Here is a 377-nt window from a genome sequence, read left to right as displayed (position 1 = left end):
GGGGGCGAGTGGGGCGGCGGGGGAGATCAGTCATTCGCGGTCGTCGGGGCGGTCGGTGATTCATTGCTGGTGTGGTACGCCGGATTGTCTGGAGTCGGTGGCGGGTGGTGCGGCGGTGGTGGCGCGGTTGCAGGGGGAGGGGTATGACGTCGGGGGGACGGGGGATCTGGTTGCGTTGGCGAGTGCGGGGGATGCTCGGGTGATTGCGTTGTTGCGTGAGGCGGGTGGGTTGATCGGTGAGGTGTTGTCGTATGTGGTCAATTTCCTGAATCCGGATTTGGTGACGTTCGGGGGGCAGTTGTCGGTGGTGCAGCCGTTTGTGGCGGCGATCCGGGGTGCGGTGTTCCAGCAGTGTCTTCCGGTGGTGACCGACGCGC

General features: G+C 65.8%; 1 protein-coding gene. It reads left to right on the top strand.

The features are described 5' to 3' along the window. Positions 1 to 55 precede the first annotated feature (55 nt). The coding region (locus tag OO71_RS50800; protein WP_245633995.1) for an ROK family protein at positions 56 to 377 on the top strand (322 nt) is incomplete at its 3' end.

The sequence above is a fragment of the Amycolatopsis jejuensis genome (assembly GCF_000717335.1).
GTDB lineage: Bacteria > Actinomycetota > Actinomycetes > Mycobacteriales > Pseudonocardiaceae > Amycolatopsis > Amycolatopsis jejuensis.
This window is presented reverse-complemented; position numbering and strand designations above follow the sequence as displayed.